The 25,120-nt window shown below is 30.0% G+C and carries 22 protein-coding genes and 6 tRNA genes; 14 read left to right on the top strand and 14 right to left on the bottom strand.

The window, feature by feature from the left end:
* Positions 1–82 precede the first annotated feature (82 nt).
* The 4 genes from CDSE_RS00590 to CDSE_RS00575 all read left to right on the top strand — a co-directional run bounded on the left by CDSE_RS00590 (position 83) and on the right by CDSE_RS00575 (position 1,221).
* Positions 83–158, top strand: a tRNA-Ala gene (locus CDSE_RS00590).
* Between the two features lie 10 nt (positions 159–168).
* Positions 169–244: transfer RNA gene (locus tag CDSE_RS00585), tRNA-Glu, on the top strand.
* 15 nt (positions 245–259) lie between these two features.
* Positions 260–336, top strand: a tRNA-Asp gene (locus tag CDSE_RS00580).
* A 15-nt stretch (positions 337–351) separates the two neighbouring features.
* On the top strand, positions 352–1,221 hold the full coding sequence (locus tag CDSE_RS00575; protein WP_015396081.1) for an EamA family transporter: 870 nt from the start codon (positions 352–354) through the stop codon (positions 1,219–1,221).
* Positions 1,222–1,234: 13 nt separating this feature from the next.
* Here CDSE_RS00575 and CDSE_RS00570 read toward each other — a convergent pair.
* Positions 1,235–1,310, bottom strand: a tRNA-Lys gene (locus CDSE_RS00570).
* Between the two features lie 276 nt (positions 1,311–1,586).
* Between CDSE_RS00570 and CDSE_RS00565 the strand changes: the two genes are divergently transcribed.
* The 3 genes from CDSE_RS00565 to mgtE all read left to right on the top strand — a co-directional run bounded on the left by CDSE_RS00565 (position 1,587) and on the right by mgtE (position 4,384).
* A complete protein-coding gene (locus CDSE_RS00565; protein ID WP_015396080.1) occupies positions 1,587–2,462 on the top strand; it encodes an inositol monophosphatase family protein in 876 nt (291 codons plus the stop codon).
* A gap of 92 nt (positions 2,463–2,554) precedes the next feature.
* A complete protein-coding gene (locus tag CDSE_RS00560; RefSeq protein WP_015396079.1) occupies positions 2,555–2,959 on the top strand; it encodes an acyl-CoA thioesterase in 405 nt (134 codons plus the stop codon).
* A 3-nt stretch (positions 2,960–2,962) separates the two neighbouring features.
* Positions 2,963–4,384, top strand: coding sequence for a magnesium transporter (gene mgtE, locus CDSE_RS00555; RefSeq protein WP_015396078.1), 1,422 nt, complete (start codon positions 2,963–2,965; stop codon positions 4,382–4,384).
* A gap of 22 nt (positions 4,385–4,406) precedes the next feature.
* On the opposite strand, the gene rsmA is transcribed toward mgtE, so the two are convergent.
* The 4 genes from rsmA to CDSE_RS00535 form a co-directional block, all read right to left on the bottom strand.
* On the bottom strand, positions 4,407–5,189 hold the full coding sequence (rsmA, locus tag CDSE_RS00550; protein ID WP_015396077.1) for a 16S rRNA (adenine(1518)-N(6)/adenine(1519)-N(6))-dimethyltransferase RsmA: 783 nt from the start codon (positions 5,187–5,189) through the stop codon (positions 4,407–4,409).
* 32 nt (positions 5,190–5,221) lie between these two features.
* Positions 5,222–6,571 carry a peptidylprolyl isomerase gene (locus CDSE_RS00545; RefSeq protein WP_051029227.1) on the bottom strand — a complete coding sequence of 450 codons (1,350 nt, stop codon included), beginning with the start codon at positions 6,569–6,571 and terminating at the stop codon, positions 5,222–5,224.
* The gene (locus CDSE_RS00540) at positions 6,568–8,913 is read right to left on the bottom strand and encodes an LPS-assembly protein LptD (protein ID WP_015396075.1); all 2,346 of its coding nucleotides are present in this window, start codon (positions 8,911–8,913) and stop codon (positions 6,568–6,570) included. The genes CDSE_RS00545 and CDSE_RS00540 overlap by 4 nt, the downstream gene beginning before the upstream one ends.
* Before the next feature lie 171 nt (positions 8,914–9,084).
* Positions 9,085–9,160: transfer RNA gene (locus CDSE_RS00535), tRNA-Lys, on the bottom strand.
* 199 nt (positions 9,161–9,359) lie between these two features.
* On the opposite strand from CDSE_RS00535, the gene CDSE_RS00530 reads away from it, so the two are divergent.
* The 3 genes from CDSE_RS00530 (at position 9,360) to coaD (ending at position 11,988) form a co-directional block, all read left to right on the top strand.
* Positions 9,360–9,647, top strand: coding sequence for a co-chaperone GroES (locus CDSE_RS00530; RefSeq protein ID WP_015396074.1), 288 nt, complete (start codon positions 9,360–9,362; stop codon positions 9,645–9,647).
* Positions 9,648–9,709: 62 nt separating this feature from the next.
* Positions 9,710–11,377 carry a chaperonin GroEL gene (groL, locus tag CDSE_RS00525; protein ID WP_015396073.1) on the top strand — a complete coding sequence of 556 codons (1,668 nt, stop codon included), beginning with the start codon at positions 9,710–9,712 and terminating at the stop codon, positions 11,375–11,377.
* A gap of 116 nt (positions 11,378–11,493) precedes the next feature.
* Entirely contained in the window at positions 11,494–11,988 is a 495-nt protein-coding gene (gene coaD / locus CDSE_RS00520; protein WP_015396072.1) for a pantetheine-phosphate adenylyltransferase, read from the top strand.
* On the opposite strand, the gene ychF is transcribed toward coaD, so the two are convergent.
* The 7 genes from ychF to CDSE_RS00485 form a co-directional block, all read right to left on the bottom strand.
* Positions 11,978–13,066 carry a redox-regulated ATPase YchF gene (gene ychF, locus CDSE_RS00515; protein ID WP_015396071.1) on the bottom strand — a complete coding sequence of 363 codons (1,089 nt, stop codon included), beginning with the start codon at positions 13,064–13,066 and terminating at the stop codon, positions 11,978–11,980. The two genes, coaD and ychF, sit on opposite strands and share 11 nt — an antisense overlap.
* A 21-nt stretch (positions 13,067–13,087) precedes the next feature.
* Positions 13,088–13,831 carry a CPBP family glutamic-type intramembrane protease gene (locus tag CDSE_RS00510; protein ID WP_015396070.1) on the bottom strand — a complete coding sequence of 248 codons (744 nt, stop codon included), beginning with the start codon at positions 13,829–13,831 and terminating at the stop codon, positions 13,088–13,090.
* A 16-nt stretch (positions 13,832–13,847) separates the two neighbouring features.
* Positions 13,848–14,453 (bottom strand): aminoacyl-tRNA hydrolase, encoded by a 606-nt coding sequence (gene pth / locus CDSE_RS00505; protein WP_015396069.1) that lies wholly within the window; start codon positions 14,451–14,453, stop codon positions 13,848–13,850.
* 33 nt (positions 14,454–14,486) lie between these two features.
* Complete coding sequence (locus tag CDSE_RS00500) at positions 14,487–15,098, bottom strand: 50S ribosomal protein L25/general stress protein Ctc (protein ID WP_015396068.1); 612 nt, start codon at positions 15,096–15,098, stop codon at positions 14,487–14,489.
* 91 nt (positions 15,099–15,189) lie between these two features.
* Entirely contained in the window at positions 15,190–16,137 is a 948-nt protein-coding gene (locus tag CDSE_RS00495; protein ID WP_041186194.1) for a ribose-phosphate pyrophosphokinase, read from the bottom strand.
* Between the two features lie 58 nt (positions 16,138–16,195).
* Positions 16,196–16,272: transfer RNA gene (locus CDSE_RS00490), tRNA-Gln, on the bottom strand.
* Between the two features lie 532 nt (positions 16,273–16,804).
* Positions 16,805–17,254, bottom strand: coding sequence for a lipoprotein insertase outer membrane protein LolB (locus CDSE_RS00485; protein WP_041186193.1), 450 nt, complete (start codon positions 17,252–17,254; stop codon positions 16,805–16,807).
* A 213-nt stretch (positions 17,255–17,467) separates the two neighbouring features.
* Between CDSE_RS00485 and mutM the strand changes: the two genes are divergently transcribed.
* Positions 17,468–18,295: a bifunctional DNA-formamidopyrimidine glycosylase/DNA-(apurinic or apyrimidinic site) lyase gene (gene mutM / locus CDSE_RS00480; protein WP_015396064.1), complete on the top strand. Its 828-nt coding sequence runs from the start codon at positions 17,468–17,470 to the stop codon at positions 18,293–18,295.
* On the opposite strand, the gene CDSE_RS00475 is transcribed toward mutM, so the two are convergent.
* A complete protein-coding gene (locus tag CDSE_RS00475) occupies positions 18,292–19,719 on the bottom strand; it encodes an FAD-binding oxidoreductase (RefSeq protein ID WP_015396063.1) in 1,428 nt (475 codons plus the stop codon). The two genes, mutM and CDSE_RS00475, sit on opposite strands and share 4 nt — an antisense overlap.
* A 127-nt stretch (positions 19,720–19,846) precedes the next feature.
* Between CDSE_RS00475 and CDSE_RS00470 the strand changes: the two genes are divergently transcribed.
* From CDSE_RS00470 to CDSE_RS00460, 3 genes are all read left to right on the top strand, one after another.
* A complete protein-coding gene (locus CDSE_RS00470; RefSeq protein ID WP_015396062.1) occupies positions 19,847–21,181 on the top strand; it encodes a phosphomannomutase/phosphoglucomutase in 1,335 nt (444 codons plus the stop codon).
* Positions 21,182–21,500: 319 nt separating this feature from the next.
* Positions 21,501–22,295, top strand: coding sequence for a thymidylate synthase (locus CDSE_RS00465; RefSeq protein WP_015396061.1), 795 nt, complete (start codon positions 21,501–21,503; stop codon positions 22,293–22,295).
* Positions 22,296–22,303: 8 nt separating this feature from the next.
* Entirely contained in the window at positions 22,304–22,831 is a 528-nt protein-coding gene (locus CDSE_RS00460) for a dihydrofolate reductase (RefSeq protein ID WP_015396060.1), read from the top strand.
* On the opposite strand, the gene CDSE_RS00455 is transcribed toward CDSE_RS00460, so the two are convergent.
* The gene (locus CDSE_RS00455; RefSeq protein WP_015396059.1) at positions 22,810–25,062 is read right to left on the bottom strand and encodes an arginine/lysine/ornithine decarboxylase; all 2,253 of its coding nucleotides are present in this window, start codon (positions 25,060–25,062) and stop codon (positions 22,810–22,812) included. The genes CDSE_RS00460 and CDSE_RS00455 overlap by 22 nt on opposite strands.
* Between the last annotated feature and the right edge of the window lie 58 nt (positions 25,063–25,120).

The following is a 25,120-nucleotide window of genomic DNA, read 5'->3' as shown; positions in this document are numbered from 1 at the left end:
TTAATTTACTTGCATATCAGAATAATATATTGCATAATTATATGGTGTTTTTAGCATGTTTTAGTATTACATAATTTATGGAGGGGGTATAGCTCAGCTGGGAGAGCGCTTGCATGGCATGCAAGAGGTCAGCGGTTCGATCCCGCTTATCTCCACCAAATTAAATTTGTCCCCTTCGTCTAGAGGCCCAGGACACCACCCTTTCACGGTGGGTACAGGGGTTCGAATCCCCTAGGGGACGCCATTCCTAAAATAGGAAGGAGCGGTAGTTCAGTTGGTTAGAATACCGGCCTGTCACGCCGGGGGTCGCGGGTTCGAGTCCCGTCCGCTCCGCCATAATAAGAATTATTCATGGCTTTTGTTTATGTAATTATTAGTATCATATGTAGCGTATCAGTATCCTTAATACTAAAAACAATCTCGAAAAAAAATACGAATCTACTGCCATCTCTTTTCTTTAGTTATATAACTACTTTACTTGCTTGTATATTTTTTTTTCCTCAAAATATTTCTACTAAATTATTAGAATCTAGCGCTATTTTAATTTCGTTGGGAATACTTTTTCCAGTCGGTTTTATATCCATGAGTAAATCTATTTACATCATAGGAATAGCCAAATCAGAAGTTATTCAACGCTCTTCGATATTTATATCATTAATGATTTCGTTTGTTGTTTACAACGAAGTATTAACAAAATCAAAAATGTTTGCTATCTTTCTAGCTCCATTTGCTATTCTTTTAATGATAACCAACAAACAGAGTCATAATATAAAAAATCATGAACATAAAAATCTCTTTTCACTAAAATATGAAAAAATATGGATTTTAATATTATTGTTATCATATGGAACAGTGGATATTTTATTAAAAGAATTAAGCAAGAAAGAATTAGTTATTAATATTTTAAGTGTTTCTTTTTTAATATCCGCTATTTCTTTGTTATTTTATTTAGCTCTAACAAAAAATATAAAAACGATCACATTATCAAGCCTTAAATCAGGATTATTAATAGGCTCATTAAATTTCTGCAATATATATAATTATATAAAAGCTCATAAAGAAATGCCAAATGACCCTTCCGTAATATTCATATTAATGAACTTTGGAGTTATATTGCTTGGCTTAATATTAGGTATTAAATTATTTGGAGAAAGAGTTACAATGAAAAACTATATTGGTATCGCAATTACAACTTTAATAATTATATCTATTACAAACTAAGATATCTATATATTGGTGGGGTGTGCGGGAATCGAACCCACGACCAATTGATTAAAAGTCAACTGCTCTACCGGCTGAGCTAACACCCCTTTTGTAACATCAGAAATGTAATTCTAGCATAATGTATTAATTAATATCAATAATAATTTAATTTAGATTAAATAACATAATATTTATAACAAACAAATTAAAAATACAATTAATTACTTCTTATCATGGTTAAATACATATTTATATTTAAGATAAGAACTATAAATATAACATATAGTATTAAAAATTTTACTTTTCTTATAAAGATCTGTTTCATATATAATAAACATTGTTAATAATGTTAAACATCCTCATAAATAACATCATAATTAATCATGTATACCGTTCAACATAACAATGAAATAGAATTCAAACTACAAGAATCATATCTACATGAATTATTAAACCTATCAATTAAAGCTGCGCTAAACGCAGCAACTATTTTAAAAAAATACTACCTAGATAGATCTAAATTAGTAATAAACAAAAAATCACACAATCATTTTGTTACTAAAGCAGATTTTGAATCAGAAAAAACAATAATAGAAATATTAAAGTCCAATAAAAAATATTCTTTTGGTTTTGTGGCAGAAGAATCAGAAAACTGTGTAAATGATATAGCAACATGGTATATAGACCCATTAGATGGAACTACTAATTTTTTACATGGAATACCACACTATGCCATTTCAATTGCATTAGTTGTCAGAAAAGGGATAACTATTAGCAATATTGTTCTAGAAAAAGACACTCCTGTTATAGGAGTAGTATACGATCCAAATCGTGATGAATTATTTACATCATTATTAGGTTCAGGGTCATACCTAAACGGCACTAAAATACTATGCTCAAAAAACAACAAATTAAGCGACTCTATAATATCTACAGGAATACCATCTAAAGATTATATCAATAAAAAGTTACGAACAAAAATATCAAATGGTATTGCAAGAAAAGTAAAAAGCATCAGAAAAATGGGAGCTGCTTCTTTAGATTTATCATGGGTTGCATGTGGAAGGTACGATGGTTACGTTGATCTAGACTTGTCACCTTGGGATACTGCCGCTGGAACCATTTTGATAAGAGAATCAAATGGCAAATGTGAAGATATTCTACAACAGAATCCGTGGCCTATTAATGGATGGATTTTATCTGGAAATAATATGATATTTGAAAATCTACAAACAATCATTGCAAAATTTATATTGTAAGTCTATATTCTATACGCATTAAAAACACACCTAATTAAAATGAATTGATACAATATTCAAACTTTCTAAAAACTATTAGATAAAATATTAAAATGATAAAAATTCATAATGAAAACATAAACTGCAATAACTTAATTTTGAAATTAATGCCAATGCCATCAGATGCTAATGTTAATGGTGATGTATTTGGAGGATGGATTATGTCTCAAATAGATCTGGCTGGATCTGTAGTAGCGACAAAAATATCAATAGGACGTGTAGCAACAGTAGCAATTAATTCTTTACAATTTACGAGTCCTATAAAAATAGGAGATTTAGTTAGTATATTTGCTAATACCATGAAAACAGGTAAAACATCTATAACAATTTCTATTGATGTTTATAAAGAAACAAGACCATTTAATGGTGATTTAATTAAAGCAGCTGAAGCTGTATTAACATTTGTAGCTACTGATATTAATGGCAAAAGCCGTATCCTTCCTTCTAATTTAGAATAAAAAATGAAAAATAATAATAATGAAATACATAAACTTGATCCAGAAGACGCACAAAAAGCCTTGCTAAAAATTCAAGAATATTTACGAAATCAAACACCCAACAATGAAATAAATAAACAAAATGTAATAAATGATCTAACTATAGAGAACAATCTAAATAATTTTATAAATGATTTACATCCAGCAGATATAGCTTTTATTTTAGAATCACTACCTAAGGATAAAAGGCAAAAAATATGGTCAATTGTTAACGAAGACTATAAAGCTGATATCATTATAGAAGTAGAAAACTGGGTAAGAAAATCTCTTGTCGAAATAATGGAACATGATAATCTTGTATCTATTATTAGCAAACTAGATGCTGATGAATTAGCATATATAGCTCAAGATCTACCAGCAGATGCTATATCAGAAGTACAAAAAGGACTAAATGAAGAAGAACGTTTAAAATTCATAGAAGCACTAGGCTATCCAGAAGAAAGCGTAGGAGCTATTATGGATTTTGAAATGGTAAAAGTAAGAGAAGATATTACTCTGGAAGTTGTTTTAAGATATTTGCGCCGACTACAAGAACTGCCAGATCACACAGATCAAATCTTTGTCGTTGATAGACAAGATAAAATGCAAGGAGTCCTCCCTTTAACAACAATATTAGTACGAGAACCTGAAACAGAAGTTAAGTCTGTTATGAGCAGTGACTTCTTAACTTTAAATCCATTGGATTCTGATATAGATGCAGCTGGCGCATTTGAACGTTATGATCTTGTTTCAGCACCAGTCATAGATGATAGCGGACGATTAGTAGGTAGAGTAACAATTGCAGACGTAGTAGATGTTATACAAGAAAACTCACAAGTACAAGAATTGTCTAGAGCTGGTCTGCAAGAGGAAGATATGTTCTCTCCTTTAAGTACAGCAATAATGAATCGTGCTCCTTGGCTATTAGTTAATTTATTTACCGCATCCATATCTTCATTTATAGCTTCAAGATTTGAAGATACCGTAAGCAAACTGGTAATACTGGCATTTCTAATGTCCATAGTAGCAGGAATTGGAGGTAATTCTGGAAATCAGACTATGACTATGGTAATAAGAGCCTTAGCAACAGGACATATTACAGAAAGAGATTTATGGCAATTAGTAAAACGAGAGATTCTTGTAGCTTCTTTGGTAGGAAGTTGTGGAAGTATAGTAGCTGCTATTTTTGCCTGGGCAATGTCTAAATCTATTATGATTGCTTTAGTTATGATGGGAGCAATAATATGTAATGTCATTATTGGAACAATAATAGGAGTCCTAGTACCTATCTTAAGAGCTCGTTTTAAAAAGGATCCTGCAATAGGATCTTCCGTTCTTCTAACCTTTGCTACTGACTCACTAGGGTTTCTAATATTTTTAGGTCTTGCAACTATCTTTCTAATTTAAAAAAATAGAATTAAATAAAATTCTAACAAAAACCATATTCGTATAATATATCAGATATTTCTATAAATTCATGTACTGATATATTCTCAGCTCTAGATTTAGGACTAATATTTAGTTTGTCCCAAGGAATATAATTAGACCACTCACCTAAAGAATTACTTAAAATTTTTCTTTTCTGAGAAAAAGATTGACTTACTACCTTGCTAAATAAATCATAATTAATAGGTTTTATTCTATCCACTGATAAAGGAATCAAACGAACAAAAGATGAGAAGACCTTTGGTTCAGGGTTGAAAGAAGATGGACTAATATCAAATAGCTTTTCTATTTTGTATCGTTCTTGTAGCATAACACTCAAACGTCCGTAATTTGAACTAGATGGTCGCGATATCATTCTTTCTACCACTTCCCTTTGTAGCATAAAATATCCATCTATTATTTTCTCATCAAACTCCATAAGCCTAAATAATAACTGTGTTGAAATATTATATGGAAGATTGCCTATAACCCTTGCTTTACAATTAAATTGATTAAAATCGAATTTTAATGCATCTGCCTCAATTATACATACGTTACAATTATCAAACTTCTTCTTTAAAACCCTTACTAAATCACGATCAATTTCTATGCAAGTTAATTTATTAACCAAACATGACAAAGGTTTTGTTATGGCAGATAAACCTGGACCTATTTCTATAACAAAGTCTTCTGCTTGAGGACTAAAAGAAGCTAATATCTTATCAATTATCACATTATCTATTAAAAAATTCTGACCAAAACGTTTTCTTGCTTTATGTAATAACATAATATTTACCACTTTAAATCCAAAATAATATCCTATACAGAATTAGAATGTATATATGATTGTGATCTTATTCTTTCTAACCAAACATCAAAAATATATTTGCCATGTAAATCAAACAAATATTGATTGTTTGTAATTTCTTGACGATCTTCTTTGATATCTAATAATCTACGACTATATAATTTTATAATATGGTAACCAATAGGGGAAGTTATAATTTCACTGACTTTATTATCAGTTAAACAAACAACACTCTTTGCAATTTCTGGCAACATCTCACTTAAAGTCAACCATCCCATATCACCACCTTGTGGTGCTGTAATATCATGTGAATACTTTTGAGCCATATCTTCAAAACAAATACAATTCGATATAATTTCCTTCCTAATAGCCGATAAATATAAAAATGCCTCCTCATCGGTAATTGCAAAAGATTTTTTTACTAAAATATGTTTTATATGAAATTGATCTACTAAATTTTTATCATTACTAACATAAGACATACTATCAACTTCTCTATCTAACATCTTTAAAATATGAAAACCGCTACTACTTTTTATGATTTTACTTATTTCTCCATTAGACAAAGAAACAATATTCTCAACAAATACATCTGGCCATTTGTCTAATAGTCTCTTGCCTAGAAAACCACCACTTGATGCTTCTATACCATCTGAAAAATTAATTGCCAACTCAGAAAAATTGTGATTTTTAGAAGCATCATCGTGCAAAATACTTGCTTTTTTATATAATTCATCAATCTCACTAGAAGTTGCATTTTCTGGAATTCTTATGAAAATTTGAGCAAGAGAAACTAATTTATTTCTATTTGATTCTATATTATTATTTGATATCTGCTTCACACAATTATTTTCATAATTCACGAGACTACTTTCTTCAAAAATTTGCTTTCTAAGAAAGCTATCATACATCTCATCACGTAAACTATCTAAGTATGATGTCCATAATAAGCCATTTTTTTCTACAAAAACGCGAAATTTATCTATCGTCATATTATTATGAGAAGCTATTGAATGAACAACATTATAAATATCATTATCACTTACAAATATATTTCTTTTATTGGATTCTTGTCTAATTAGTATCTTATCAATAAGTTTTTGTAACGCCAATCTCCTTAAATCATATTCAGATATTTTTTTTAACTGTTTATTTGAACCGCTTCTAAAAATATTCTCCTCAGCATCCAATTCTGTAATAGTAATTATCTCACCATTAACAACAGCAGCTATTCCATTGCAAAAAGATACATTTAAATTACTTTCTTTATGAATAGCAAATATATCAAAAGTTATTAACATAAATATAAATAACAATATATTTTGTTTTATAGAATCTAATACTTTTACTCTATACATCATAAACACATCTCATGATTTTCTAAAGGTCTCATCATTACAGGATTATAACCTGGAATGCTTTTTGTTAAAAATCCAATAGGATCAATACCTAAAGATCCTAGTCCATTAAACTCTATTTGAAAAAACAAAGCATTATTTTCCCTCGTAGAAGAAATAGAATGTCTTCTGAAAATAATTCTACCAATCCAACAATTATCCTTTTTATACTCAAAACCTAATATAGATTGTACTATTTTAGGATGGCAAGCAGACAAATTAGAATTAATATCCTTCTTATATAAGACAGAACAATCTAATCTTCCAATGCCATAAAATGAATTATATAAAGGCAATTGTAATGCAATGGTAATATTATCGTTATTTAGTTCACTATTTCTCACAGATTCATTTGAGTATTCAATTTGATGTTTATATGATATATATAAATTATTAAATTCTTCTGGAGAATAACGCAAGCTCATCAATAAGTTTGAGCATTTATTATCACAATAATTATAATTAGTTGTTCCCTCGAAAAAAATATAGTTGTTTAATGAGGATTTAATCGATAATAAAAAATCAGAATCTCTTTTTAAATCAACTTTCTCATTAAATAAATAGACTTTCCTTGTATTAAAAATAAATTTTTTTGCTGCTGAAATGGAAAATTTCTCAACACCAACAAATTTATCTATAAAACTAGTAGACAAAGAAAAAGCTATATGATTAGCATTTGCTATTCTATCCCAACCTCCATTATAAAGATTTTCATCAAACAACTGATTAATACACAAAGACGATAAACTAGTATCTAAACATGGTATGTCATCTTGATATTTATAAGGTACATATAAGTAAAACAATCTTGGTTCAATTAATTGCCTGATATCTTTGTTACCAAATAAGGTTATATCTTTATTAAAACAAACTTTACTATCTAATGAATATAATGGAATTGTACGAGACAATATATTATGTCTACTAGAACCATGATAATTCACTATATATCTAGATGTATGTAAACCTAATTTTGATTTTATATAATAAGCAGGATGATTTATTTGACAAGATATAAAAGGATACAGCTGTAATCTCTTAGCACTATTTAAACTATTAAAATCTTTTTTCTTGCTAATTAGATTTACAAAATTCGAATAAACACCAACATTAAAATAATTACTCTTATACAATGACCCCTCAAAAACAAACTCAGGAGATCTATCAAAAAATAAAGATATATTACTATCTTTATTAGACAAAACTCTGTATTTATAATATTGTATAAAACCTCGCAATTCGCTATTAAACCACATTAATTTACACATCTCTGGTAAATATATAGCCTCATTCTGAGACAATATAGAAGTAAAATCTCTAAAATAACTATTATCAGAAACTCTTGAGATATTTATATCTAAACTAATATTCTTTGTTATAAATAACTGATTTTCCCATTTGTAAAACCATCTGTTATGATCTGAATTATTATATAAGTAACTACTTATCAAATATCCAGACATGTCTCTTTGAAGATACCTAAACTCATTTTCAAATAACACACCAACACTACTTAAAATTCTAGGAGTAATAGTCATATCATAATTGTTTGCAATATTTATATAGTATGGCAAACCAATATCCAAACCATTAGTGCTACTTATCCCACAAGTAGGAATAAGAAAACCTGACTTTGATTTGTTTTTCACAGGAAATGTTAAATAAGGAAATATCATGATAGGAATACCATAAAAATATAGGTAACTGTTTTTGGCTTTCCCTTCATTTTTATCAAAATCCAACAATAAAGAATTAGCTTTTATATACCATGATTTATTACTACACAAACAACCTGTATAAGTAAATTTACTTAATCTTATCTTTGAATTGCTTAATATATCAATATTATCAGCTTCAGCATAAGATAAATTATTTCCAATAAAACATTTGGCCTCTTTTACGTTACCAATATAATTATAAATATTATATTGTAAATTCTTGCCATAAATTATATTGTCTCTACTCTTAAATACAGACTGCCCATCTATAAAAATATCTCCTTTCTTTCTATTATATTTAATCAAATTACCCTTTAAAAGAGCATCAGAATTAGAGATTTTTGCATTAGAGTTAAGCAATATATTTTCTTTATCAATATTTATATAATCAGCCTCAAAAATACTTGTCGCTTCTTTTTGTTGGGGATTAAATTTATTTAAATAAATTATATTTGATAAATCAATATGTTGGTGATTCAAAGAATGATTGTGAAACGAGATATCGTTTTGTAATATTGCTAAGCTTTCTTTAGCCAGGAATAAAAACAAAATTAATATTAATTTAATTAAATTTTGAAAATTAAACACAATTCTCTGGTATATATTCCTAATATTTATATCTTTTAAGAAACTAAAAAAACCAGAACACTAATTTTAGTGTAATCTTAAGAATAAAAATAACAAACAATGTTTAAAATTAGCAATTAATTCTTTGCGTATCTAAAATACTTGCAAAAACAAAAAATTACCTTTAAAAGATGGTGGGCTGTGAGTGACTCGAACACTCGACCTACGGATTAAGAGTCCGCTGCTCTACCAACTGAGCTAACAACCCTAACTATAAAAAATCAAGATTTCGTATTGTATCATATAATTGCTTAAACTATTTAAATAAAAAAACATATTTATCAAAAAATATATTTTTCTTACCCTCTTGAACAAAAAAATATAGTCCATATATATCTTTAACAAAGGGTGGTATTTATAAATTGAAATACCATTATCATTAACTAAATAAAAAACAGGAGTGTCTTATGGCTTTGCGTCCTCTGCATGATCGTGTGATCGTCAAACGCTTGGACAATGAAAGAAAAACTGCTTCTGGTATAGTAATTCCAGAAAGCGCAGCAGAAAAACCTGATCAAGGTGAAGTTCTTTCTGTAGGTCCAGGAAAAAAAACTGAAGATGGAAAAATTCTACCAGTAGATTTGAAAGTTGGAGATAGAGTTTTATTTGGTAAGTACGCTGGACAAGCTGTCAAAGTAGATGGAGAAGAATTACTGGTAATACGTGAAGATGAAATACTAGCTGTAGTCAGTTAAATAAATTAATTGATTAAAAGACTGATTATATATTGTAAATTTATATCCAAGGAAGCGTAAACATGGCGGCCAAACAAGTTTTATTCGGTGATGACGCTCGCGTACGTATTGTACGCGGTGTAAATACTCTCGCTAATGCTGTAAAAACAACATTAGGACCTAAGGGAAGAAATGTAGTAATTGAACGTTCATTTGGAGCACCTACAGTAACAAAAGATGGTGTATCAGTAGCCAAAGAAATAGAACTAAAAGACAAAATAGAAAATATAGGTGCACAATTAGTAAAAGATGTTGCATCTAAAACATCTGATAGTGCTGGAGATGGAACAACTACAGCTACTGTACTTGCTCAATCTATAGTTCAAGAAGGATTAAAATATGTGGCATCTGGATTTAATCCTATTGATTTAAAAAGAGGAATAGATAAAGCGGTAGCTGCTGCAGTAGAAGAACTAAAAAAACAATCAAAACCAATCACTACAAATAAAGAAATTGCTCAAGTTGGATCTATTTCTGCTAATAGCGATACTTCTATAGGTGATATCATTGCAAAAGCAATGGATAAAGTTGGTAAAGAAGGGGTTATTACAGTAGAAGATGGAAAATCATTAGCCAATGAGCTAGATGTTGTAGAAGGTATGCAATTTGACAGAGGTTATTTATCACCTTATTTCATCAACAATCCTGAGAAACAAGTATCAGCTCTAGATGATCCATATATTCTTATATATGACAAAAAGATCAGTAACATACGTGATTTATTACCTCTATTAGAACAAGTTGCTAAGTCCAGCAAACCTTTATTAATTTTAGCTGAAGATGTTGAAGGTGAAGCTTTAGCTACCTTGGTAGTAAATAATATTAGAGGAATACTCAAAACTACTGCTGTTAAAGCTCCTGGTTTTGGTGATCGACGCAAAGCAATGCTAGAAGACATAGCTATCCTTACAGGTGGTGTGGTCATTTCTGAAGAAACAGGCATGACACTTGAAAAAGCAACACTAAGTGATTTAGGACAAGCTAAACGTATTGAAGTAGGAAAAGAAAACACTACAATAATTGATGGTGCTGGTGATTCCAAATCTATAGAAGCTAGAGTAAAACAAATTAGAGTTCAAATAGAAGAATCAACATCAGATTATGACCGTGAAAAACTACAAGAACGCGTAGCCAAACTAGCTGGAGGGGTTGCTGTTATTCGTGTTGGAGCTGCAACAGAAGTAGAAATGAAAGAGAAGAAAGCTCGTGTTGAAGATGCTCTTCATGCTACTCGCGCTGCCGTTGAAGAAGGTGTTGTTGCTGGTGGTGGAGTTGCTTTATTGCGTGCCAAACAAGCTATTTCTAATTTGAAGGGTGATACACCAGATCAAAATGCAGGAATTCGCTTAATTCTAAGAGCTGTAGAAGAACCTTTGCGTACTATTGTCTCTAATGCTGGAGAAGAAGCAAGCATAGTAGTTAATAACGTTCTAAATGGCAAAGGCAGCTATGGATATAATGCAGCTACAGGCGAATATACTGACCTTATTGCTCAAGGTGTATTAGATCCAACAAAAGTTACAAGAACAGCCTTACAAAATGCTGCATCTGTAGCAAGTCTTTTATTAACCGCAGAAGCAGCTATAGCTGAATTAGTAGAAGACAAACCTACAACTCCATCTATGCCTAGTGGTATGGGAGGTATGGGCGGTATGGGTGGTATGGGCGGTATGGGTGGTATGGATTTCTAGACTTAAATAAGTAATCCATATTTATACAATGCCTTATTAAGTAAGACAGAACCTTTTAAATTCTAATAGGTTCTGTCTTATTTTCCAGTGCTGAGATTAAAATGAATTAATATAATATGATAATTGCTGTATATCCAGGAACCTTTGATCCTATAACCAAAGGACATGAGGATCTTATTAAAAGAACTTCTAAATTATTTGATAAAATTTTAGTTGCTATTGCATCAAGTAAAAAAAAACAACCGTTCTTTACTCTACAAGAACGCTCACATATGGCCAAAGAGGTATTATCCAAATACTCTAATGTATATGTATCTAGCTTTGATGGACTATTAAAAGATTTTATAGAACAAGAAAATGCTCAAATAATAATAAGAGGACTAAGAGCTGCCTCAGATTTTGAATATGAATTTCAAATGGCAGGAATGAATAAACAACTGATGAGTAATATAGAAACAATCTTCATGACACCTTCTGACAATTTTCAGTATATTTCTAGTACAATAGTCAGAGAAATAGCTCAATTTGGTGGCGATATAAGTAAATTTGTTTCTCCTTCAATAGTAGAAGGATTCAAAAAAAATTTAAAAATTAAACATATTATACATTAAATAAAAAATTCATAATATCTCCATCTTGCACAATATAATCTTTCCCTTCTGATCTCATTTTGCCAGCTTCTTTAGCCTTTGATTCACTACCAAGATCAACAAAATCTTTATATGCAATTGTTTGAGACCTTATAAATCCTCTTTCGAAATCTGTGTGTATAACAGCTGCTGCTTTAGGAGCTGTAACTCCAATAGGGATAGTCCAAGCACGAACTTCTTTAACACCCACGGTAAAATATGTCTGCAATCCAAGAAGTGAGAATGCTGAACGAATTAATCTATTTAAACCTATTTCTTCAAAACCTAGATCTTGTAAAAAAATCTTTTTATCTTCAATTGATAAATCAGCTATTTCCTGCTCTAATGAAGCACAAATAGCAACCATAGGAATATTATTTCTTTTTGCATAATCTTCAACTTTATTTAGAAGACTATTATTCACAAAACCATTATCATCAACATTAGCCACGTACATAATTGGTTTATATGTTAAGAACGAAAATCTTTTAATCAAATCCTTTTCTTCTAAAGAGAATTCTAGAGATCTTAGTGGTTTATTCCCATCTAAATGACTTAATATTGATTGTAATAAGTTCACTACAATTTGATTGCTTTTATCACTTGAAATAAGTTTTGTATATTTAGCTAAAGCTTTTTCTGCAGTATTTAAATCTGCTAAAATTAACTCAGTTTCAATGACTTCTATGTCATTGATAGGATCTATTTTCCCTTCATAATGAATTACATTAGAATCTGCAAAACAACGAACAACATTTATAATAGCATCTGTTTCTCTAATATGAGATAAAAATTTATTACCTAAACCTTCTCCACTACTAGCACCAGCAACTAATCCTGCTATATCGACAAATTCAGCTGTTGCGTGAACAACTCTTTCTGGTTTTACTATTCCTGCTAATATATCCAATCGATCATCTGGAACTTCTACTATTCCAATATTGGGCTCTATAGTACAAAAAGGATAGTTCTCTGCTGCTATTCCAGCTTTTGTTAAAGCATTAAACAGTGTTGATTTACCAACATTTGGTAAACCTACTATGCCACAACGTAACGCCATAATTATTTCCAATAATATATATTAAACATAAATTTTTTCGCTTTGCATACAAATTAATAAAGCAAGACCAGCATTAAATAAAGAATGTAGAATAATCGAGAAAACAATTCCTCTACTAACACGAATCCACCCTAATACAAGACCTGTTACAAATTGCGGCAAAACTAAAAAAGGAACCATAAGAAAATTTGAAGTATTCTCGAAACAAAAATTTAAAAGATGAATAAAAGCAAATAAAAAACTTGAAAAATAAAATAAGAATGGAAAGTATATATATTTATTCAAAAAATCAGATTTATAGGAAAAAGAATTTTTTTCATTTAAATAAATAATAACAATAATTAGTAAAAATAATATAAATACATTAAAAAAACTAGGACCACTAAATATTAATAAAATGAAAAACGGTATTATTATAATAATCTCAGAAAAACTACATAATAGAGAATATCTAAACAATATTTCTTCTACTAATGGAGCCCAAATGACAACAGTAAGAATAGAAATAGAATGAATTTGCATTCTATGATAAGCTTCAATATAACTTGCTACTACATAAGAACATGGTCCTAAAATAAATATATTTAATAGCCATAAAACAGAAAGCCAACTAAGTAACAATCTAAAATCATTCTGCAAACAGCAATCTATTTCTATATGATTAGAATACAGTTTAGTTTGTAACTTTAAAGGATAAGAAGGTTTTTTAATAAAACAAATAAAATTTCTTATTTCTTTATAAAAACATTTAACTCCACTATTCATATAATATTATATTTTACTATGAACTAGAATTACTTATACTTTGCTTTAATACTTGCTGGGCAACAGCAAAATTGCCATCCATTATATAGGGCATTAAATTCAAACAATGTTTCATGGCTATATCTATATTACTCTTATCACTCTTGCTAGGTTTATCTAGCACAAAATCCGAAACAGATTGCCTATTATTAATATGACGAGGATGTCCAACTCCAATGCGAATACGCCAAAAAGAATTGCTATTAAGTGAATTTTGAATAGATTTTAATCCATTATGACCAGCAGTTCCTCCACTATATTTTATTCTAATATCTCCAGGAAAAATATCCATTTCATCATGAACAACGAGTGTTTTTTCTGGAAATATTTTATAATAATGCATGAATTTAGATAGTGCTACACCAGAATTATTCATATATGTTGCAGGTTTGAAAAATAGCAAATTCTTACTATTTCTAGTATATTTTACAACCCAGCCTGGAAAATATTTTTCATATACGAACTCAACTTGTAAATCTTCAGCCATATTATCTAATAGCCAAAATCCAGCATTATGTCGAGTAAGAGAATATTCCAAACCTGGGTTACCTAAACCAACTATCAAATCCAAAGAGCAAGTCATTTATATAAGACAAAAATAAAAATATATATTAATTTATTCAGCTTTTTCTTCTACATTAGATCCATTCTCTCCATCAGAAATATCATTGTTTGCTAAAGCTGAGGCTAACAATGGATCAATATCACTACCATTGTAGACAACACCCTGAGGCAAAGTAATATCCGAAAGATGTATAGATTTTCCAAGCTCAATTTTTGATAAATCAATATCTATAAATTGAGGCAACATAGAAGGCAAACAAGAAATTTCCAATTCTGTAATAATATGACTTACTATTGCTCCCTCTAATTTAACAGCTGGAGATATATCCTCATTTAAGAAGTGTAAAGGAATCTTAGTGTTTATATTTTGATTAGCACTTACACGTTGAAAATCAACATGTAATACTTGTTGTTTATATGGGTGCCACTGCACAGAACGTAAAATAACCTGCTCAGTTTTATTCGTTCCAGACATATACATTTCTAATACAGAAGAATGGAACTCTTCTTTTCTCAAAGCATGATATATCTCATTGTGATCAAGCTCTATATTCAATGGTGCTATATTTCCACCGTAAACAACAGCTGGTATACATCCATTGTGGCGCAGGCGGCGGCTCGCACTCGTGCCATGAACGCTACGTAATGTGGCATTAAATTTCACAAAAAACCCCCAATAAATACAAATAAAAAGATATGATTTTAGAAAATTCTAAATGTCGCGACCAACACTAAAAAATTACATAAAACATACACTAAGAAAATAACGATCCAACTGACTCTGCATTACAAATTCTCAACATTGTCTTGCCCAAAAGAGAAGCACAAGACAATTGTCTTATTTTGTTAGAATCCTTCATTCCATTAATCAAGGGAATGGTATCAGTAACAACTAACTCATCAATTACAGATGATTCTATAGAGTCAACTGCATTACCAGACAAAACTGGATGAGTACAATATGCATAAACAGACTTAGCACCTTGCTCTTTAAGAGCAAACGCTGCCTTGCACAAGGTGCCTGCAGTATCAACCATATCATCTACAAGTATACAATGCCTAGAGTCAACCTCTCCAATAATATTCATAACTTCAGATACATTTGGACTAGGTCTTCTTTTATCAATAATAGCCAAATCAGCATTTAAATGCTTAGCAAGATCTCTAGCACGAACAACACCTCCTATATCAGGAGAAACAACTACAATATCTGTTAATTCTTTCTTTTTAATATCTTCTATTAAGATAGGAGCTGCATATATATTATCAACAGGTATATCGAAAAAACCTTGTATCTGCTCTGAATGTAAATCCATAGTTAAAACTCGATCCACACCTACACTTTGCAACATATTAGCTACTACTTTAGCTGTAATAGCAACCCTTGCAAACCTAGATATTCTATCCTGCCTTGCATACCCAAAATAAGGTATAGCAGCAGTAATACGGCCAGCTGAAGCCCTGTGTAAGGCATCAACTATAACCATAATTTCCATTAAATTATCATTAGTAGGAGCACAAGTCGGTTGAAGAACAAATACATCTTTACCTCTGACATTCTCTTCTATTTCAACCATAACTTCACCGTCTGAAAAACGGCCTATAGTCATATTTCCTAAAGATGATCCTAAATGGTTAACAACATCCAGAGCTAATTTATTATTAGCAGTACCTGTAAAAACCATGAAACTGTATTTTGTCATGATAAAATTGTAGAAATTTATGTTTTTAGAAAGAAGCTAACAGCCAATAAATTTTACTTGGCTGGGGAAGAAGGATTCGAACCTTCGAATGCCGGAATCAAAATCCGGTGCCTTAACCAACTTGGCGACTCCCCATCAATTTACGTAGCAACCAATTTTTGAAGTAGACGATTATCCAATCTTAGGTAGACTTTTACTCTATAGAAAGCAAACCCAAAAACTTTAAACTTCTACCACTGTTTTTATTATAATACTATTTTCTCTTCTGCCAAAACAACATAATCAAATTTAGCATATTCTACAAAAAAACAAAACACATGGTTAGATATCTTAACTAGAATTTATATTTATCAAACATATTAATCATTACTGACATGTTGAAAATATTTTTAGCAACCCACAATTGCTTTTTAATTTTAGCATATTTTAATTTATTCTCAAAGAAAATTAACAAACAATTTAACATTGTTTAAAAAATATTGTAAACATCCAATAATATTCTGTATTGTTAAATTTAACAATACTCTCAAAAATACATTGCAAGTAATTAATAACATTATATTAAAGAATAAAGATTTATCCTTACATCAAGATTACATACTAAAAGACAATACAAAAACAACACTCTCTTAAAAATAAATCATTCATATGATTCATCATAGTTCTTTTATTCATTATTCTTAACAATTAACTTAACTCTTATGTTAAAATTTTCTAGTGTTTTCTCCAAGAATATAACCTTAGGACCAACACAATCATAATTTGACAACTTTACAACCCAACCATCAAACTCGAAATAAATAAAATCATTTATCTTGCTATTAGAAACAATGCTATCATGCTCCTTAAAAGATCTTCTAATCCAGAACCTAATTTGATCAATCGGAATATAAATTCCAATTTCTCTTTCTAATAAAGCTTTTGTGCTTATATTTACAAAACTTTTCTTAATACCATCAGATAAAATTATTTCTTTATATTTAAAAAAATCAGAAAACTGCAATTCTTTCTTTCCCCAAAAACTAAATAAACTAAAAGAATAATAATCGGCGCACTCGTACCATAAAAACTTTCCTTTTACTAAAGTAGTTGTATCATCCTTATAATTACTTTGCACACACGAAAAAACTCCTTCACGGAGAAAGTAATCTTCTCTATCCCTATCCAAATAACTATTATATGAACAAGATGTAGTCAGGAATACTAATAATATATAAATAAAACGAAATATTGCTATCATTAATTAATAATTTAAGATTATTAGAATTGAACAAACATGATAACATTATTATTTATTTAACAATTGTTTTTAGAATGATCAATAATCATAATGCCTGAACTACCTGAAGTAGAAATTACTAAACAAGGAATAAGAAATAGAATATTCCAGAAAAAACTAAACAAAATTGTCATTAGAAATAATCGTCTACGTTGGCCTATAGATAATAATACAGACGAAATACTAAAAGAAAGAATAGTTTTAGACTGCACCAGAAGAAGTAAATATATATTAATTCATTTTGAACATGGAATTCAATTTATCCATCTTGGAATGTCAGGATCATTACAATTTAGCTACTTAGACAAACCACTAGAAAAACATGATCATGTAGAGTGGATTTTTGAAGAATTTGCTCTAAGATTAAATGATCCTAGACGTTTCGGTGCAGTTATATGGCACCCATATGAAAATGGCCCAATAGAATTACATCCGTTAATTAATAAATTAGGAATAGAACCATTTTCCAATGATTTTACTGGAGAATATCTTTATAATAAATTTAAAATCAATAATACTAATATAAAACAAGCATTACTAAATGGAAAAATAGTAGTAGGTATAGGAAATATATACGCATCGGAGATTTTATTTAAATCCAGAATTAACCCATTCTTAAAAACCAAATATTTGTCAATCAATCAATGCGAAGAATTAGCACAAATAATTATAGAAACTCTAAATGAAGCGATTGCATCTGGAGGAAGCTCAATAAAAAACTTCGTTGACTCCAACGGCAAACAAGGATCATACATAGAAAAATATGCTTATGTATATAATCGAGAAGGTAAACAATGCAAAATATGCAAAAAGAATGACATTATAAAAATCTATCAGAATAATAGATCTACTTACTATTGCCCTTTATGCCAAGATTAATATTGAATAATTTTCCCAGGATTCATAATTTTATAAGGATCAAGAGCATTTTTAATTGATTTCATCATATCCAACTCTCCCTCATTCTTATATTTAATTATTTCAAGAACTTTCAGTTGGCCTATACCATGCTCAGCACTTATAGAACCACCAAGATCATTTACTCTACTATGCACTAAATCATAAATAATATCTTGCAAAGACAAAAGTTCTTCTTCTGTCTGATCACAAGATTTAAAAAGGTTAAAATGTAAATTTCCATCTCCCAAATGTCCAAACACAACTATTTGTAACCCATAGAATTTCTCATGTAATGAGACTTTAATATCATTAAGAAATTTAGGAATACACGATATTGGGAGAGATATATCATGCTTAATAGCCTTACCTAATGACTTTTCTGCTAATGGTATACTTTCTCTTATATGCCATAAGGAATTGCTATGTGATCTATCTACCCCAATAACAGCATCTTTTATTAAAAAAGAATCTATACATTTTCCTAGAAAAGATTCAAATCTACTCATGATAAAATCTTCGTCATCATTTACATTAATATCAGATAATTCTAAAAGAATAAACCACGGTGATTTAGAAAATTCCTTATCTATAGTATGACCATGAACACCTATGAAATTTATTGATAAATTTAAACAAAAATTACTAATCAACTCAAAAGCCACTAACGCGCAACCAAATACACATCGGCTTCTCTCTAACAAACAAACTGCATCTTCAATAGAATCTAAAGAAACTAATGCTGTTATTTTTCTATTCTCAATAGGGAATAATTTTAATGATGCGGCCGTAATAATACCTAAAGTACCCTCACTTCCAATATAAAGATCACGTAAACTATAACCAGAATTATCTTTTCTTAATGACTTTAAAGAATTTATTATTAAACCATGTGGATTTACAAACTCTATACCAAGAGTAAGATCTCTCATATTACCGTATCTGATAACCTGAGTACCTCCGGCATTAGTCGCCAAATTCCCACCAATGGTACAACTACCTTCTGATGCTAAACTTAATGGAAAAAATCTATTGTTCTGAAGCGCAATATCTTGTAATTTTTTTAATGTACATCCAGCCTCTACCACTATAGAATCATTAACTGTATCTATGCTTTTAATAGCATTAAGTCTGGTTGTTGACAATACAATTGAATTTACCAACCCATCATTAGGAATACTTCCACCACACAATCCTGTATTACCACCTTGAGGAACAACAGATACATTGTATTGTATACACAAACACACTATTTTTGATATTTCTTGAACATTTTTAGGAAATACAACCGCTAATGCACATCCTTTATATCTCCCACGCCAATCTAACAAAAAAGGTTGCGCTGATGTATCTGTCAAGACATAATTATACCCTATCAAAGCTCTTAGATGATTTAGGAAATCCATAATTATATTATTCTCTTTATTAACCCAAAAACAAATATAAGTTTTTTAAAACTCATTAAATTTATCTTGAAAATATTTAAAAATTACCAAACAAGACCTAAAAATAATTATATATTAAAATAATTAAGTGAAGAAATCAGAACTTTTTACATCAGCATTTAAAGAATACGACATTCGCGGAATAGTCCCAAATATAATAAACGAAGATTTTTCTTATAGGTTAGGACTTACAATAGCAATAATTCTACATTCTAAGAACATCAAATCTATCATACTAGGAAGAGATGGTAGAATAAGCAGTAAAGTATTATTGTTAGCCCTACAAAAAGGATTGTTGGATAACAATATTAACGTTATTAACATTGGGCAAGTACCAACACCGATTGTATATTTTGCAACCCACCACCACATTAGCAACTCAGGCATAGCAGTAACCGGCAGTCATAATCCTCCAAATTACAATGGATTTAAAATTATTATAGATAATAAACCGTTATACGGTAAAGAAATACGCAATCTCAAAAATGGTGTTTTAAATAACAACACAAGAATTTTCAAAGAAAGAGGTTTATTACAAACTTTAGACTTTACAAAAAAATACATTAATAAAATTCACTCTACAGTAAAACTCTCTAAATCTATGTCAGTAGTCATAGATACTGGCAATGGGGTTGTCGGCCCTACTGCCGTAAAACTATTAAAAAAAATAGGCTGCAATTTAAAAACATTATTTCCCAGAATAGATGGCTCTTTCCCTAATCACTATCCTAATCCATCCGATCCTAATAATTTAAAAACAATAATATCTTATTTAAAAAAATCCGATTGTGAAATAGGCCTGGCATTTGATGGTGATGGTGACAGATTGTTTGTTATAACGAAATCAGGAGAAATTATATGGCCAGATCGCTTAATGATTCTATTTGTTAGAAATTTATTAAAAAATAACCCCAAATCAAAAATAATTTATGACATAAAATCAACTAAAAATCTAAAAAATATTATTTTAGAATCTGGTGGAATACCTATAATTTGGAAAAGCGGACATTCATTAATAAAAGCCAAAATAAAACAAACAAATGCTATTCTAGCTGGCGAAACTAGTGGTCATTTTTTTTTCAATGATTCTTCCTGGTATGGTTTTGATGACGGATTATATGCAGGATGTAAATTGCTAGAAATTTTATCTAAGTTTGATAATCCTTCTGAAATACTAGAATCTTTACCAAACTCTATAACCACCCCTGAAATTATAATAAATACACCTAGCACATCAGAAGCAAAGAAAATTGTCAAAAAATTTAAAAATAACTTTACGCATGAAAAACATACACAAATAACCCAAATAGATGGGTTACGCGTGGATTACAATAATGGATTTGGTCTTATACGATCTTCAAATACAACACCAAGCATAATGATGCGTTTTGAAGCCTACAACCAATGTGATCTTGAAAAATAAAAAAAATATTTCTAAATAAACTACTAGAAATAGCGCCTTGGATTGATATTCCTCAAATTTTACAAACCCAAAAAGATAACTAAGGTCAAGCAATCTAATTATCCAAAAATATGAACATTGTATTAATTTAATATATAATATTCAAAAATATTGTTAAATACTAATTTGTAATGATTTTAGCTAAAATCCTTTGATTTGCTCACTAAAAATTAATTCTTCTAACTATTAAATATAATTAATTACTTTATTTAAATAAAAGATCTTAAATTTAAATATAATTATAATAAAGAATATATATACTAACTAATTGTAAAAAAATATGTATCAATACAAAGAACTATTAAGACATACTTTAGAAAAAGGATCTATAAAAATAGATAGAACTAATACTGGGACAAGATCTATTTTCGGTTATCAAATGAGATTTAATCTCTCTAATGGGTTCCCTTTATTAACAACAAAAAAACTCCACATAAAAAGCATTATTATCGAACTGCTGTGGTTTTTAAGTGGCAATAATAATATTAAATGGTTAAATCAACATGGCGTTAATATCTGGAATGAGTGGGCAAATCAAGATGGTGATTTAGGTCCTATATATGGAGTTCAATGGAGATCTTGGCCTACACATGATGGAAAAACTATAGACCAAATAGATAATCTCATCAAAAACATTGACAAAAACCCCAATTCAAGAAGATTAATTGTATCAGCCTGGAATGTTCCAGAAATAGATAATATGGCTTTAGCTCCATGCCATATAATGTTTCAATTATATGTCGTTAATAATACATTATCATGCCAAATATATCAGCGTAGTGCTGATATATTCCTAGGACTTCCATTTAATATTGCTAGCTATTCTCTGTTAACACATATGATAGCACAGCAATGTAATCTTAAAATAGGGGAACTAATATGGACAGGTGGAGATTGTCATATCTATAGCAATCATTTGGATCAAGTTAATTTACAACTTACTAGGACTCCTTTCCAACTCCCAACACTTAAAATAAAAAGAAAACCTAATTCTATTTTTGAATATAAATATGAAGATTTCGAAATAGAAAACTATCAATATCATCCACATATAAAAGCTCCAGTAGCTATTTAACTAAAAATATGGAAATTATTATAATTGTTGCTTATTCCAGAAATAGAGTAATAGGAGCAAAAAACTCAATCCCATGGAAATTACCTAGTGATTTACTGCATTTTAAACATAAAACTTCTAATTATCCAATAATAATGGGGAGAAATACCTGGGAGTCTTTACCTGTAAAACCACTCCCTAACAGAAGTAATATAATCCTTACAAACAGCAAAAATACATATCCTGAGGGAGTCATAATTGCAAATTCATTAAAAGACTCAATTCATAAATGCAATAAAACAGAAAAAGTTTTTATTATTGGTGGAGAAAAAATATACTTGCAATTTATTCCAATAGCATCCAAAATTTTAGCTACTGAAATACATGCAGAAATGAAAGGCGATGTGTTTTTCCCTGCTCTAAAATCAAGTATTTGGCATGAAGAAGCTAGAGAAAAACAACCCAAAGAAAATGGTCTCGACTATGATTTTGTTACTTATATAAAAAACCCCAAGCCTTTGCTTTTAAAAAATAACTATTTCAAACAATCTATATAATATCTTTTACAGCCATTATGATTCTCAACTCCAAGTCCATGGATATAATTCTCGAAACCTGGAAAATTTTTATTAAAGTCTCTCGCAAACTCTAAGTATTTAACAATTGTTTTATTAAATTTCTCTCCAGGAATAAGTAAAGGAATACCAGGAGGATACGGAGTAAGCAGAACTCCAGTAATTCTACCATCTAAATCAGATACCTCAACTTTCTCAACTTCACGATGAGCCATTTTTGCAAAAGCATCTGAAGGCTTAAGAACTGGTATCATTTCACTTAAATACATTTCTGTTGTTAATCTAGCAATATCATAATCACGATAACAATCATGTATCATATTGCACAAGTCTTTAAGACCCAATTTCTCATACTTATTATAAGTCTTACAAAAATCAGGCAAAATTCTCCACATTGGATGATTTCTATCATAATCATCTTTAAATTGCTGTAAGGCAGTTAACAATGTATTCCAACGACCTTTCGTAATACCTATAGTAAACAAAACAAAAAAAGAATAAAGACCAGTCTTCTCTACAACCACACCATGTTCAGCAAGATATTTTGAAACCAAAGAAGCAGGTATTCCTGTCAAATCAAAACTACCTGACATATTTAACCCAGGAGTAATAATAGTAACTTTAATTGGATCAAGCATATTAAATTCTTCTGCTAAATTACCAAAACCATGCCACTGATTATCAGAGTCCAACATCCAATCGTCTCTATTACCTATTTTATCATGACCTAACTTATTAGGACCCCAAACCTTAAACCACCAATCGTCTTTACCATATTCTGACTCAACTTTACGCATTGCTCTTCTAAAATCAATTGCTTCTTTAATGCTCTCTTCCACCAAAGCAGTCCCTCCAGGAGGTTCCATCATGGCAGCAGCGACATCACAGGAAGCTATTATTGCATACTGAGGAGAAGTAGAAGTATGCATTAAATATGCTTCATTAAATGCATTTCTGTCAAATTTACAATTCTGAGATTCCTGTACGATTATTTGAGATGCCTGAGATATACCTGCTAAAAGTTTGTGAGTAGAATGTGTAGCAAAAACTATCGATTCAATACTACGAGGTCTTTCTTGCCCTATAGCATGCATATTTCTATAAAAATCATGGAAGGAAGCGTGTGGAAGCCATGCCTCATCAAAATGAAGAGTATCAACATAACCATCCAAGTATTCTTTAATCATTTCAACGTTATATATTACCCCATCATAAGTACTTTGAGTTAAAGTAAGAATTCTTGGTTTTTTATTTTTAAGATTTTTTGTAAGAGGGTGTAATGCTATTTTCTTATTTATATTCTCAGGATCAAATTCACTCAAAGGAATTGGACCAATAATACCAAAATTATTCCTAGTAGGTCTAAGAAATACTGGTATAGCTCCTGTCATAGTGATTGCATGTAATATTGACTTATGACAATTACGATCAACCAAAACTATATCATCTGCAGCAACATTAGCATGCCAAACTATTTTATTAGATGTAGATGTCCCATTTGTAACAAAATAACAATGATCAGCATGAAAAATACGAGCCGCATTAACTTCTGATTCTGATATCGGCCCAGTATGGTCGAGTAACTGACCAAGTTCATCAACAGCATTACAAACATCAGCTCGTAACATATTCTCACCAAAGAATTGGTGAAACATTTGACCTACAGGACTTTTTAAAAACGCAACTCCTCCAGAATGACCTGGACAATGCCAAGAATAAGATCCATCTTGTGCGTATTTTACTAATTCTCTAAAAAATGGAGGAGCTAAACTAGCTATATAATTATTAGCTTCTCTAATAATATGCCTAGCAACAAACTCTGGAGTGTCCTCAAACATATGGATAAAACCATGCAATTCTCGTAAAATATCATTTGGAATATGTTCTGATGTTCTAGTTTCTCCATATAAATAAATTGGTATTTCAGCATTACGAAATCTTACCTCAGCTATAAAAATTCTTAATTTCTTTATCGCTATAGCTACATCTTCTGGAGAATCTACATCAAACTCTTCATCATCTATAGATAAAATGAAAGCGCTTGCACGACTTTGTTGTTGTGCAAAAGAGCTTATATCACTATAACCAGTAACTCCTATAACAGGCATTCCTTGTTTTTCAAAAGCATCAGCCAATGCTCTAATTCCAAGACCAGAAACATTATCAGACCTATAGTCCTCATCTATGATAAAAATTGGAAATAAGAATTTCATTAGCAAACACCCAAAATAAATTGATTAAAATACAAAAACATTAAAACTAAAAAATAAA

The organism is Candidatus Kinetoplastibacterium desouzaii TCC079E, from assembly GCF_000340795.1.
GTDB lineage: Bacteria > Pseudomonadota > Gammaproteobacteria > Burkholderiales > Burkholderiaceae_B > Kinetoplastidibacterium > Kinetoplastidibacterium desouzai.
This window is presented reverse-complemented; position numbering and strand designations above follow the sequence as displayed.